The sequence below is a fragment of the Bacillus sp. L75 genome (assembly GCF_003676355.1).
Taxonomy (GTDB): domain Bacteria; phylum Bacillota; class Bacilli; order Bacillales; family Bacillaceae; genus Bacillus; species Bacillus velezensis.
Map to the genome: position 1 here is coordinate 1 of NZ_ML064928.1, position 12922 is coordinate 12922.

11 protein-coding genes are annotated in these 12922 nt (G+C 46.4%); 6 read left to right on the forward strand and 5 right to left on the reverse strand.

Annotated elements, in window-relative coordinates; translation table 11 throughout:
• From btr to D5S11_RS19485, 5 genes are all read left to right on the forward strand, one after another.
• On the forward strand, window positions 1–1552 hold a 1552-nt coding region (gene btr, locus D5S11_RS19465), incomplete at its 5' end, for a bacillibactin transport transcriptional regulator Btr (protein WP_128424638.1).
• A gap of 87 nt (window positions 1553–1639) precedes the next feature.
• Entirely contained in the window at window positions 1640–2596 is a 957-nt protein-coding gene (locus D5S11_RS19470) for an ABC transporter substrate-binding protein (RefSeq protein WP_003156778.1), read from the forward strand.
• A 19-nt stretch (window positions 2597–2615) separates the two neighbouring features.
• Window positions 2616–3623 (forward strand): FecCD family ABC transporter permease, encoded by a 1008-nt coding sequence (locus D5S11_RS19475; protein ID WP_007408022.1) that lies wholly within the window; start codon window positions 2616–2618, stop codon window positions 3621–3623.
• Window position 3624: 1 nt separating this feature from the next.
• Window positions 3625–4635 (forward strand): iron ABC transporter permease FeuC, encoded by a 1011-nt coding sequence (gene feuC, locus D5S11_RS19480; protein ID WP_032870282.1) that lies wholly within the window; start codon window positions 3625–3627, stop codon window positions 4633–4635.
• Window positions 4632–5384, forward strand: a complete 753-nt coding sequence (locus tag D5S11_RS19485) for an alpha/beta hydrolase (protein ID WP_108725190.1) — start codon at window positions 4632–4634, stop codon at window positions 5382–5384. The genes feuC and D5S11_RS19485 overlap by 4 nt, the downstream gene beginning before the upstream one ends.
• Here D5S11_RS19485 and D5S11_RS19490 read toward each other — a convergent pair.
• From D5S11_RS19490 to D5S11_RS19510, 5 genes are all read right to left on the reverse strand, one after another.
• Window positions 5373–6314: a bile acid:sodium symporter family protein gene (locus D5S11_RS19490; RefSeq protein ID WP_094031904.1), complete on the reverse strand. Its 942-nt coding sequence runs from the start codon at window positions 6312–6314 to the stop codon at window positions 5373–5375. The two genes, D5S11_RS19485 and D5S11_RS19490, sit on opposite strands and share 12 nt — an antisense overlap.
• A 150-nt stretch (window positions 6315–6464) precedes the next feature.
• Window positions 6465–7898 (reverse strand): SulP family inorganic anion transporter, encoded by a 1434-nt coding sequence (locus tag D5S11_RS19495; protein ID WP_007408026.1) that lies wholly within the window; start codon window positions 7896–7898, stop codon window positions 6465–6467.
• 231 nt (window positions 7899–8129) lie between these two features.
• Window positions 8130–9176: a zinc-dependent alcohol dehydrogenase gene (locus tag D5S11_RS19500; RefSeq protein WP_038456747.1), complete on the reverse strand. Its 1047-nt coding sequence runs from the start codon at window positions 9174–9176 to the stop codon at window positions 8130–8132.
• Window positions 9151–10101, reverse strand: a complete 951-nt coding sequence (locus tag D5S11_RS19505; RefSeq protein ID WP_007408028.1) for an inositol monophosphatase family protein — start codon at window positions 10099–10101, stop codon at window positions 9151–9153. Before D5S11_RS19505 ends, D5S11_RS19500 begins: the two co-directional genes overlap by 26 nt.
• Window positions 10098–11366, reverse strand: coding sequence for an aspartate aminotransferase family protein (locus D5S11_RS19510; RefSeq protein ID WP_015388774.1), 1269 nt, complete (start codon window positions 11364–11366; stop codon window positions 10098–10100). Before D5S11_RS19510 ends, D5S11_RS19505 begins: the two co-directional genes overlap by 4 nt.
• A gap of 228 nt (window positions 11367–11594) precedes the next feature.
• Here D5S11_RS19510 and D5S11_RS19515 point away from each other — a divergent pair, with 228 nt between their 5' ends.
• Window positions 11595–12806: an MFS transporter gene (locus D5S11_RS19515; RefSeq protein WP_173549402.1), complete on the forward strand. Its 1212-nt coding sequence runs from the start codon at window positions 11595–11597 to the stop codon at window positions 12804–12806.
• Window positions 12807–12922: the final 116 nt, after the last annotated feature.

A 12922-nucleotide genomic window follows, 5' to 3' on the forward strand; every position in this document is an offset into this window, starting at 1 on the left:
AAAAAAAACAGCCGACCTTCTGTCAGAGCATCAGCTCACTGATTCCCCCGTATTGATCTTTCATGTGAAAGGCGAGGGACAAATTGATATCGGAACAGACAGCTTTCCGCTGCAGAAGGAAACGCTCTACATCTGTCCTTGTGATGAGACATTCAATATTGCCCCTATACCGTCAGGCGGCATCCATTTGTATATCGTCAGACTCCGTGTTTTCTCCTATTCATCAGATGATGAAGCGATGCTTCCGGATAACGGGGAAGACATCTTCCACGGACTTCAGCAAATGAATTTACAAACGGTTGATCATTTGACAAGCCGGCTTCAGTCACTTTCTGAAAACGTGCGATCGGCGGATGCATTGCAGAAAATGAAATATACAGCCGACTTTCAGCAGCTGATGTATGACCTTTATGCCGCAAAAGTATGCCATCAAAATAATACGAAAGCGGCGATCGAACAGACAAAACAATTCATACATGCTCAGTCCGACACAAAAATCACGCTCACCCAGCTCGCTCATATGGCGGGAATCAGTCCCAAGCATTACAGTGAAACCTTTAAAAAACTATACGGGCAGAGCGTAACTGAATATATCACAGACATCCGCATAACCAATGCGAAAAAACTGATGGCCAAAGCAAACTGCAAACTGCGGGAAATCGCTCATCAAATCGGCTACCAAGACGAATTTTATTTCAGCCGCATCTTTAAAAAACATACCGGCAGCTCACCTACAAGCTATATGAAAAAAAGGCGCACAAAAATGGCCGCGTACGGAAAAGAAACGATGGGGCATCTGATTCCTCTGCATCACGTGCCTTATGCTGCGGCGCTGCACCCGAAATGGACGGCCTATTATTACAAACAATTCTCTTCCGATATTCCGGTTCACCTGAGTGCTTACCGCTATAATGCAAATTGGGAAGAGAACCTGCACACGCTTTCCCAAGCTGCCCCGGACATCATTTTCAGTCTTGATTCTGTCAGTGAAGAAGAAAAACAGCGCCTGAATGACATCACTGACGTTTTTTACCTTCCGGCTCAAGAGAATTGGAGAGACCAGTTTCTTCGCACAGCCGCATATTTGAATGAAGAGCAGGAAGCGCGGCACTGGCTTAAAGCTTATCAAAGTCTCGCCCATTCAGCGAAAGATGCTCTGAAACACGTGCGGCATCAGCGGTTCTTATTTGTCCGTGTATATAAAGAAAATATGTACATCGCCCATAACAACAGTATTGAGGATGTCTTCTTCGGTGATTTAGGCTTTGCCTCCGCAAAACCGGAATCTTTTGCTCCTGACGAAAAGATTTCCTTGGACATGCTGGCGGATTGCCAGGCTGACTGCATCATGCTTTTCACTTGTAAAGAACCGGAAACGCTTCGTTATTTTCAGCGGATTCAGCAGACCGGGATATGGCAGAACCTTAGAGCCGTCAGCAATAAACGCGTGTTTCCCATATCATCTGACCCGTGGATTGAATATTCTCCAAGCGGACATCAGCGGATGATCGAGCAAAGCATTTCCATTTTATCCGAAGATCGTCCATGGTAATGCCGGAAATTATCCATGGTCTTATCCCTGTTCATTCTCTATAATTCCAATTGATAATAGTTATCAATTGAACAGGAGGAACAATAGATGAAGAAATTGGCATTCGCTTTCATGATTTTGCTTTTGGCTTTCACGGCCGCGGCTTGCGGAAGCTCAGAAACATCTGATACAGCAAGTAAAGGAAAGGACGCTTCTTCAGATAAAAAGAAAATCGAATATCTCGGAAAAACATATGAAGTCAAAGCGCCGACTGACAAAATCGCCATTACAGGCAGCGTAGAATCAATGGAAGACGCCAAATTGCTTGACGTTCATCCGGCAGGGGCAATTTCTTTCTCCGGCAAATTCCCGGAACTGTTTAAAGATATTACAGATAAATCCGTATCTACGGGAGAAAAAATGCAGCCGAATATGGAAAAAATTCTTGAGCTGCAGCCGGACGTCATTCTGGCATCAACCAAATTCCCGGAAAAAACGTTGAAAAAATTGAGCGGCACCGCTGAAACGATCCCTGTCTCTCATATCTCATCAAACTGGAAAGAAAACATGATGCTGCTCGCCCAGCTTACAGATAAAGAGAAAAAAGCGAAAAAAATCATCGCAGATTACGAACAGGACCTGAAAAAGACAAAAACAAAGATCAACAGCAAAGCGAAACAGTCAAACGCGCTGGTCATCAGAATCAGACAAGGCAATATTTATATTTATCCTGAACAAGTATATTTCAACTCCACGCTTTACGGTGATTTAGGCCTGAAGGCGCCGGACGAAGTCAAAGCGGCGAAAGCGCAGGAACTGATTTCTCTTGAAAAATTAAGCGAAATGAACCCTGACCATATCTTCGTACAATTCTCTGATGACGAAAACGCAGATAAGCCGGACGCTTTGAAAGACTTAGAGAAAAATCCGATCTGGAAGAGCCTGAAGGCAGTCAAAAAAGACCATGTATACGTCAATACGATTGATCCATTAGCCCAAGGCGGAACCGCGTGGAGTAAAATCAGCTTCTTACAGGTTGCGGCTGACAAATTGACTCAAGACTAATAAAGAGTAGGTTTTTCACATGTATGCAAAACGGCGGACACACATGATTATCATTGCTTCACCGATTGCCATTGTTCTGTCACTGCTGCTTTCCGTTTTATACGGCGCAAAGCAGCTTGACATCCATACCGTGTTCTCCGCATTGCTGCACTTTAATCCGGAGAATACCGACCATCAGATCATATGGCATTCAAGAATCCCGAGGGCTGCCGGCGCTATGTTTATCGGCGCAGCCCTTGCTGTTTCCGGAGCGCTCATGCAGGGAATCACACGGAACTATCTGGCCTCGCCTTCGATCATGGGTGTGTCGGACGGCTCCGCTTTTATCATCACCCTTTGCATGGTATTGCTCCCTCAATCGACATCCATTGAAATGATCATATACTCGTTTATCGGTTCCGCATTCGGCGCCGCTCTTGTTTTCGGGCTGGCCTCCATTCTTCCCGGCGGTTTTACCCCGGTGCAGCTTGCCATCATCGGAACGGTGACAAGTATGCTTCTCAGCAGTCTGTCGGCTGCGCTTTCGATTTATTTTCAAATTTCGCAGGATCTCAGTTTTTGGTACAGTGCGAGACTGCATCAAATGAACCCTGATTTTTTGAAACTGGCCGTCCCGTTTTTTGCGATCGGAATCATCACGGCCATGATTCTCAGCAAAAAGGTCACTGCCGTATCATTAGGAGACGACATTTCAAAAAGTCTGGGACAGCAGAAAAGAACCATCAAACTCATGGCGATGGCGGCCGTTGTTATATTGACCGGAAGCTCGGTGGCACTCGCCGGAAAAATTGCCTTTGTCGGTTTGGTCGTTCCGCACATCACACGTTTTCTCGTCGGATCGGACTACAGCAGGCTGATCCCATGCGCGTGCATCATCGGCGGCGTCTTCCTGACTCTTTGCGACCTTGCCAGCCGATTCATCAATTATCCCTTTGAGACGCCTATTGAAGTTGTCACTTCTATCATCGGTGTTCCTTTCTTTCTTTATTTGATTAAAAGAAAAGGAGGGGATCAGCGTGGTGCGTAAAATGGCCGGAATTTATATCATTCTGATTGCTCTCATATTGCTCGTAAGCTATTTCAGCATGACAAGCGGTTCTTTTTCCGCAAAGCCGGGTGAACTGCTCAGTACGCTTTTCCGCATCCATCCGAATCCGCAATATGACATTTTGCTGTTTCAGCTGAGGCTGCCGCGCATTGTCATGGCTGCTGCCATCGGGCTCGGATTGGGGATAGCCGGAGCCGTTATTCAGGCCATTACCAAAAACGGTCTTGCCGATCCCGGTATTTTGGGCATTAATGCAGGAGCCGGAGCCGGAATCGTCACGTTTATGCTTCTGTTTCAGGGACAATCTGAAGCGACGGCACTTGCCTCTGCGATGGGTATGCCTGTCTTCGGCCTCATCGGAGGATTGATGGCGGCCGTGCTGATCTATATTTTCGCCTGGCACCGGGGGCATCTGGAATCGGGCAGAATTATTCTCGTCGGGATCGCCATGAATTCCGGATTCAGCGCGCTGTCTTTATTTCTTTCATTAAAAATGGACCCGCAGGATTATGAGATGGCGATGGTTTGGAAAAACGGCAGTATCTGGTCGGCAAACTGGATGACCATTACGGCGATCCTTCCGTGGCTGATCGTGTTCATTCCTCTGCTTATGGCGAAAACGTCATTGCTGGATACCATTCGTTTCGATGAGGACACGGTGAAAAGCCTCGGTGTTTCAACCAATAAAGAAAAAACGATTTTACTCATTGCCTGCATCGCTTTGATCAGCGCATGTGTAACCGCAGCGGGCAGCATGGCATTTGTCGGACTGATCGCGCCCCATATTTCCCGCAGGCTCGCCGGGATTGAGCACAGATACTCATTACCGGTCAGCGGATTGGTCGGTATGCTCCTCGTCATATCCGCCGACTTTGCGGGCAAATTGTTCTTTCAGCCTTCAGAAGTGCCGGCGGGAATTATTCTTGCGATTCTCGGCGTTCCTTATTTCTTTTTTCTTCTGTTTAAGCAAAAGAAGGGGCTGGATGCATGAGAGGCACCCTTACAGAACACCGGATAAACGGAAAGGAATGCACTGTGTATCTTCCTCCCTCCTATTCGGTTCAAACAGGGGCTTTACCCTGTGTGTACGTACTGGACGGGGGTTCTTTGTTTTTAGAACAGATGGATAAACTTGAATCCCAATTTGCGAACGGTACACTTCCCGAATTGATTTTCATCGGCATCAAACCGGCTGACAGGCTCGATGAGTACACGCCGTGGCCCGCGCCTTCCCTGAGCCCTGCGTTTCATGATTTCGGCGGCAAAGGGAGGCTCTTTCTCGAGGAGCTGACAAATGTCATCATTCCAACTGTAGAAGATATGCATCACATTTCTGCACATCCGGAAACAAGAGGCCTGATCGGCGCGTCATTAGGCGGACTGTTTTCGATATACGCGATGCTGCAAAAGCCTGAAATATTCGGCAGAATCGGTTGTATTTCCGGTTCCTTCTGGTATGAAAAATCAGCAGATTATGTCCGCTCCGCATCTTTGCGTCCGGCACGGGGGCGTATCTATATGTCTGTCGGCAGCCGCGAAGCTGAGCATAAAAACAACATCCAAAACAACATGATCCGACAAAATAAAGACGTGCATGAAAGCCTGAGGCAAAAAGGCTTTTCTCAATCTCAGCTCTCTTTCACTGTTGAAGAAGGCGCCGTGCACCATCAAGAAGCATTCAAACGACAATTCAATGCAGCACTAAGCTGGCTGTACGGAAAAAACCGCTCACGTAGCTGAGCGGTTTTTTTCATACTTCATCACGACCGGCTTAAGTTCAAAGCGTCTCAGCAAATAGCCGAACAAAGCGGCAAGGATTTGCTGAAAAAGCATCCCGATGACGACCGGAACCGCCACTTGAGACGGAAAAAAAGAAACGGCGAGAACGGCTCCGGCGCTGATATTGCGCATGCCCCCCGTATAAATCAGAGACACAATTTCATCCTGGCTCCGCTTCATCAGCCTTCCGATCAGCCAAGCCACGGCATAACCCGTCATGGCAATAAAAAATACCATGCCTGCGATGCCCGCAAATTTGATATCCACGTGCGTGACATACGGCGCGATTTCCGAACTGTTAATGGCAATGACAATCATCAGACAGATTTTTGAAAAAGGAGACAGCGACCGGCTTATTGCCTGAGTCCTTACCGGCGGGGAAAACTGGTTGACTATCATCCCTGCGATGGATGGAATCACCACCATCTCCGCCAGCCCTTTCATCATTCCCCACACATCCATCTGAACATTCGCCCCGGCCAGGACAGACAGGCTTAACGGTACGATAAAAGGAGAAAGCACGGTATCAACCAGGATAATAGACAGCGTCAATCCGACATTCCCCTTATACATCGCAGCCCAAATCAAACTCGTAATTCCGGTCGGAATCACCACACCCATAATCAGCCCCGTCACAGTTAAAGGGTCACCGCTGAAAATCAGATGGCCGCTTCCCCATGCAAAAACAGGCATGAAAATATGCAGAACAAACAATGCCATGATCATCGGTAGCGGCTTCTCGATACTGCGCTTCAGCGAATGAAAATTGGCACTCAGACTGCCCGTAAATGTAATAAATGCAAATATCCACGGCACAGCGCCGGCCATCCAGCTGATATGCTGAGATAACAGCACACCCGCCGCCACACTTGACGGAGTCAAAAGCGGCATGATTCTCCCCAACACTTGGTTCAACTTCTGAAGCCACATCATATGCAAGTCTCCTATATACGGTTTTCAAGTCTCATTCATTATAACAATGCACCCCGGCAAATTTAACCGAAAAAAAGCCCGGATATATTCATCCGGACTTCACAAATTCTATGCCATTTGTTTCATTAAATCTCGGCTTTTCTGATTTAATCCCTTTAATTCAGCCTCAATTCCGTATTCTTTACATTTGGCGACAATTTTCTCAAGAGCCGCCGCTCCCGAATCATCCCACACGTGGGCGTCGGTCAAATCAATGACAATCCGTTTCACGTCTTCATCATAAACGATGGCATTCATGAGCTCAGACACGGAAGCAAAAAAGATCTGTCCCGTTACCTTATAAGTTCTGACATCTTTCTGTTCGGAATGTGACACAATCTTCAGCTTAGAAATTTTCGCCGTAAAAAAGATCGCGCTTAGCAGCACACCCGCGAAGACACCCTTTGATAAATCATTTGTCAGGACGACCGTCATGACGGTAATAACCATAACGATCGAATCAGTAAGGGGCGCTTTCCGCAAACCTTTAATCGATGACCAGTCGAACGTGCCGATGGACACCATAACCATCACGGCCACCAGCGCAGCCATCGGAATTTTCACGACGATACCGCTTAATACGGCAATTAAAAACATTAAAAACGCGCCGGCGGTAAAAGCCGATAATCGGCCGCGTCCGCCGGCTTTCGTATTAATGACAGACTGGCCGATCATGGCGCACCCGGCCATGCCTCCGAAAAATCCGTTCACAATATTGGCGATGCCTTGTCCGCGGCTTTCTTTGTTCTTATCACTATCCGTATCCGTCATTTCATCAATGATCTGGGCTGTCAGCAATGACTCGAGCAATCCGACGAAAGCAAGCGCCAGAGAATACGGGAAAATAATCCGCAATGTCTCAAACGTCCACGGAACATCCGGTATCAAGAAATGCGGAAGTGAACTTGTAATCCCGCCCATATCACCGACCGTGCGGACATCCGCATGGAAGACCACCGCAATGATCGTCATGACAATAATCGCCACCAGCGGAGACGGCACAGCCGTCGTAACCTTCGGCAATAGATATATGATAGCCAGTGATCCGGCAAGCATGGCGTACATGACCCATGAGGCTCCTTTGAACTGGGGCAGCTGCGCAGAAAAAATCAAGATCGCCAAAGCATTCACAAATCCGATCATGACCGAACGCGGAATAAATTTCATCAATTTCGCTATCTTACTGACACCAAGAATAAATTGAATAATACCTGTCAAAATGGTTGCCGCAAACAAATACTGCAGCCCGTAATCAGCCACCAATGTCACCATGACAACCGCCATTGAACCCGTAGCGGCTGAAATCATTCCCGGTCTGCCGCCGAAGATAGAAATAATAATCGCGATACAAAATGATGCATAAAGGCCGACCATCGGATCGACACCTGCAATAATTGAAAATCCGATCGCCTCGGGGATCAGAGCGAGGGCAACCAGAATACCGGCCAGAATGTCTTTACGGACATTCCCGAACCATTGCTGCTGTAACGTATAATCTTTCAAATGATAACGACTCCTTTTCACTATAAAAATCCGCACCCTATCAGTTGGAAACATTGATTTTCATCTGGGGAATATGAGGCAAGCTTACGGGGAAAAAGAGGACACGCTCAGAGTATAATGTCGTTGAGGAAAGGAATTGTGAACAAAGAGTATCATATTAAACTTTAAAGAAATGTGCAAGACCCTATAAATAAGAAAAGAAAACGACTCTCACTGGAGCCGTTTCCGCTTTTATAAAAGTTCCGGATCAGACACAAGAATCGTTTTTATTGCGCTGATATCCTTTCTTTCTTTTGTCACCGGGTCGATGCCCATGAGATGATCAATGGCTTCTTCATAATTCTTCAGTTCCGTCTTTTCCGTAATAAGATCATAGAGCTGCGGAAGGTCGGACGCGCATGCTAACGCGGCTTCCATGATCTGGCGGGCTTCACCTGTGCCTACAATCGTCACGCCGTTTGACAGCAGCTGGTACGGCCTGACCGTCATCTCATACGTATCATCAAAGCCCATCGGCACGATTCTGCCTCCCTTTTCAATAAAAGGATAAGCCCAATCAAGCTGATTGCCGATTGCGTCAAAAATCACATCAAATTTTCTTCCTTGATTAATCCGTTTCACTTCATCCACGGTTAATGCTTCAGGGTGGTAGACATAATCCGATATCCGGCTCGCCGCCTCGCTTCGGAAACTGCCTATTTCAGTCGCAACCGTCAATCGCGCCAGTTTTTTCACCATCATTTGCACAAGCAGTCCGATCGGTCCCGACCCCAAAACCAAGACCGAGTCCTCCGGCTGAATCGAAGCCTTGTCCACAACATTCAGCACACAGGAGAGAGGCTCAACCAATGTGGCCCGCTCCCATTCCATTGAATCCGGAATTCTGTACATGAACCTGTCTTCCCCCACGTAATATTCCGCAAACGTTCCGTGCGCCCCGATTCCGAGCTGCCAATCCTCGAAGGTTTCGCAATAACACGTCAGCCCTCTCCGGCAATAATGACATTTCCCGCAAAACTGCGTAGGATCTATCACGACGCGGTCTCCGACTTTTACATTTGTCACGTCCGGTCCGATTTCCACGACCGCTCCCACCGATTCATGCCCCATAATCATATGATGGGTTGCATTCATTTTTCCTTTCAGCACATTTAAGTCCGTTCCGCAGATACCGGTGCCGAAAATTTTCACTTTCACATCATTGGATTTCCGAATTTGAGGCTCGTCCACCTCTTGATATTCAAGCTTATCATTAGGAGTCCAGACCAACGCCTTCATATTTCTCTTCCTTTCTGCCCCAGCGGATTTGGTCTAACAATGTTTGATGAAGCTCCTTCGTTGATGCCGCAATACATGATTGCTGATTCTGATAACTTAAATCTGTCAGAAGCGTTTCGTCCAAAGACCGGCCGTACGCATCCGTAATGACCACTCCCGCCTTCTTCGCCAAAAAGACGCTTGCGGCAATATCATAAGGAAACAAATGCAGCACCTCTCCGTTCCCGACCTGCTGAAAATCTGAAAGCAGCTTCGGATCATCTTTCAGCAGACGATTGCCGATATCCACATAAGCATCCATCTGCCCCGTGATAATTCGTGAAATCGAATAAGAAGCGCTGTTGAAAACAAAAACCCCGCCATTATTGGCCGACTGGTCAATCAGATGGCCGTATGCGTCCGTCATCAGCTGCGCCGGATGCCCGTTAAATTCAAGGCTCCAAAACATATTTTTAATATCCCGCACTCCGCTCAAATTCGGCAATTCTCCATGATACCCTTCAAAATGAATGGCATCGCTGTATATATCACCGTACATATAAGCGCCTGATTTCAATTCAAGTAAAAAAGCAAACTCGATATCCTTAATCTTTGCGTTTGGCTTATACGAAGCAAGCGCAATCGAAATACACGACATTTCAAGTCCTGCGGCGGCCGGGCGCGTTCCGTCTATCGGATCTACAATTAAAATATATTGCGGATCTTCTCCAATCAGCTTCAGGCCGCCATCCTCCGTGTAAAAAGCAACCGGATGGCCCTTTTCTTGAATATAATCCAGCACCGCCTCCTCAGCAGCGGCGTCTATGTTAAATTGGGCGTCGCCTCCCGGAGAATAGCCATTTACGAGCCGGTTTTTCAGCGTGCCTTTTTGATTTTTCACCTTTTGATAAACAAATTGTCCAAGCTCAATGATATAGTCTCTCACTTGATTTCCTCCAATAGCTTGCGAAGTCTGTAGCAGAGCACTTCGGCTTCACTAAGTGTTATGGTTAAAGGCGGACGGATTTTAAAGACATTTCCGAATCCGTAACGGGATGTCCGGAGAATCAGCCCGTAATCCATTGCCCGTTTTGCAATATAATTGGTCAGCTCCACATCCGGTTCATTGTTCTCTTTAACAATCTCCACACCGATCATAAGACCGACGCCTCTTACCTCAGAAATAAAAGCGAAATCCTCTTTCATCGTTTCTAAGCGATCCATAATATAATGACCGACCGTCGTTACATTTTCCAAAAATCCCGGTCGCTGCATGATATCTATGGTTTTACAAGCGGCAGCGGCGGCCATCACATTTGAGCCGTATGTGAAGGAGTGCGTATACCCCGGAAGCCCGGTATACTTGTCCTCCGTCAGAGTGGCGGCGACTTGGAAACCTGTGCCCCCGAGCCCCTTTGCTACCGTCATCATATTAGGTTTCACATCGAAGTGGTCCGCGGCAAACATTTTACCCGTCCGTCCGAACCCGGTCTGAATTTCATCAAAAATCAGAGCGATATCATGTTCATCACAAAGCTGTCTCAGCTGTTTAAAATACTCTTTAGGCGGAACGACGTTTCCACCGTTTCCGGATATCGGTTCAATAATCATGGCGGCAATTTTTCCATTGCTCGCATACTCAATAAAATCATTAATTCTTTCTACGCACAGCATACCGCATGAATCAGGTTTCTGATTATAAAAACAGCGGCTGCAATAGGGATCGGGGACTTGCAGGCCAAAAGAAATTTGCGGCGGGAAAGGTTCTTTTCTGAATGAGTTGCCGGACAAAGCGGAAGTCATATACGTTTGTCCGAGGTGGCTTCGAAATAAGGAGATGACATCGGTTTTTCCGGAGTAATACTGAGCCATTTTAATAGCTCCTTCATTTGCACCGGAACCGCTGCTGACTTTAGGGTGTACTTTTGTGAGATTATCGGGGGCGATTTCTACTAGTTTTTCTGCCAGTTTATTTACGGCGTCTGTTTGAAAAGATGATGTTACATGGATGAGCTTATCGGCTTGTTCTTTAACCGTATCAATGACCTCTTTGTTACCGTATCCTAAATTCAAGTTAAACGTGGCAGAGGCGCAATCAATGTACTCATTTCCCTCTTGATCGTACAGGTAAATCCCTTCTCCGCGCTCCATTACTACATCGTCAACACTGTAATACAAGCTGTCTGGATTCGTGATTTCCTTCGTTCCCACAAATACCACCCCTATGAAATTATTAGAATTTCGCTTTTTATCGTATAAATTATTGAAAATAATGTCAACGATCTTTCTTGTAAAAAATGTTAACAATTTGTTAACGTTACCATAATGGATGTACGAGAAAAAGTTATGTGATATAGTAACAATACTTGGATTTTTTGTAAAAACATCATGTCATACGAGTAGAGAGAAATATGATTTTACCAATAAGGAGATAAAATGATGAAAACTCGTCTGCTGTGGATAAGCTGTTTTTCTTATGGATCGATTGCTTTTACACTTGTTATTCTGGGAGCCGTACTGCCTGAGTTACTCACACATTATTCACAAAGCTACAGTAATGGCGGAGTATTGGTATTCTCTCAGTTCATGGGCTTTCTCATCGGTGTCATCGGAATGCCATACATGGTGAAAAAGCTTGGGCGCAAAAACGTCGTTATCTTTGGCCTGGCACTCATCAGCTGTGAAATGTTCATCACCTTCCTGCCGCCCTGGCCGCTGCTCTTTCTTCTCGTCAGCATCGCAGGGCTTGGCGCCGGATTGGTGGAATCCTGTGTAGGCACGATCATCCTCACCGCTATTAAAGAAAGACAGGCTGTGGCCATGAGCAAGATGGAAGTGGCCTACGGATTAGGTGCGCTGTTCATGCCTCTGCTCTCAGGCTTTCTTATCAACAACCACATGTGGACAATTGCTTTTTTAGTATTAGGGTTATCCAGTTTTGCACTCTTAATCGCATGGAAGCAGATGAGTTTCGGCAGTATTGATCAGCTTCTCATCCGCAAAGAGGTCTCTTCCGATGACACTAAAAAACAAAGCACCGGTTATCGGTCACACGGATTGCTGTTTATTGCCTTGGCGGGTGCTTACTTCTTCTTTTACGGCGGCAGTGAAGTTTCCATTGTACATTTTATCCCCTCCATCTTCGCTGAGAAATGGGATATCCCCAACTCTTTGGCAACGATAACAGTTACTGTGTATTGGACGGGGATGATCATAGGAAGATTATTAACAGGCCCGGTATCAGAAAAGCTGACATATCACCGTTATCTCCGTCTCATAAGCATTGGCGGTCTGGCTGCACTTACTGTATTAGCATTAAGCAAAAACGTATGGTTCGGTTTTGCCCTTTGCTTCTTTTTAGGGCTGTTCATGGCAGGCATGTTTGCAATAGCCCTAATCATCACGAATCATTTTTATCCCGGAAAGACAGAAACGACTACCAGTATTCTGCTCGCTTCAAACGGATTAGGAGGTTCACTCCTTCCGATCGCCGTCGGCTGGAGCTTAGATGAATATCCCGTACAAACTGCGTTCTGGCTGTTTACTGCACTGATGCTCCTTATGCTGCTGATTGTGTTCAGTTTAAGAATGCTCGAGACAATAAAATCAAACAATCTTCAACATCACAACAGCAAAGCAAAATCAATGTAAACAAAAAAGCTAATGCCTTTCAAAGGCATTAGCTTTATATATCTATGTGATCTTTCATATAAAAAACCAAGTTCATCATGAACTTGGTTAAGATAGCTTGGCGGCGTCCTACTCTC